This window comes from Parabacteroides acidifaciens, assembly GCF_003363715.1.
Lineage (GTDB): Bacteria > Bacteroidota > Bacteroidia > Bacteroidales > Tannerellaceae > Parabacteroides > Parabacteroides acidifaciens.
Map to the genome: position 1 here is coordinate 1 of NZ_QREV01000129.1, position 849 is coordinate 849.

Consider the following 849-nt stretch of genomic DNA (forward strand, 5'->3'; position numbering starts at 1 on the left):
AATGTGCGCCTATTGCATATAAAAAAATTGAGGGCAAATTATCCGACTGTAACATACTGAATAACAGTACCCCAGTCTGAAACGTCAACGCTAATATTGTTGCGAGAAAGGTCAAAAACGATATTTGTTTGTTCTCCTTCGTTTGCAGGCACGTTTTCTGAATTTTTGACATTTTCGGAAGAAAGTACCATAACATCGTCTCTGTAAAGCTCTATAGTAACGTTATCGGTCGGTAAAATAGAGAATGTACCTGTAGTCAAATTCCCTTTTTCATTTAAAGTAGCCGGAATAATATATTCGATATCGCTACCGGTTAATTCTCCATTGCAATTGAAAGAACTTTTCGTTCTTTTTATTTTGTAGTAGTAATTTCCTTCTTTAGAATCGAAAACTTTGAAAACACCTTTTGTCAGGATAGACATGGAAGAAACCTTGCGTTCGATTTTTAATTCCTGTGCAGCCGCCTTCGTAGCTGAACGGTAAACGGTTACTTGTCCGTAGAACAGGTCGCTCGGCAGGCTGTTTGCCACACCGTTGTTATTTTTTAAGCTCACTTGCAGGTCTGAGATGATATTCGCCTGGTTCATGTTGCTGATTTCTTCGCTGTCATTAGAAAGACCGGCCCAAGCGACAACAGTAATCTTCTTTGATCCCGGGCAGCTGATCTCAACCGGCTTTACCTGGAGCAGATAATCTCTGTCGACTGTGATTTGTTTGTAGAAATCATTGTTTTCGTCGAAAACATACAGTGTAGTGCTCTTAACGTCACCTCTTGAAGTGATATCCTGATTTTCCGAATAAGCTTTGAGAATAACGGAGAAAGGAGCTTCAATGTTCAAAGGCACCTGG

1 protein-coding gene is annotated in these 849 nt (G+C 40.0%); it reads right to left on the reverse strand.

Annotation, left to right across the window (positions count from 1 at the left end; all coding sequences use genetic code 11):
• Positions 1-38: 38 nt before the first annotated feature.
• The coding region (locus DWU89_RS20430; protein WP_115501455.1) for a FimB/Mfa2 family fimbrial subunit at positions 39-849 on the reverse strand (811 nt) is incomplete at its 5' end.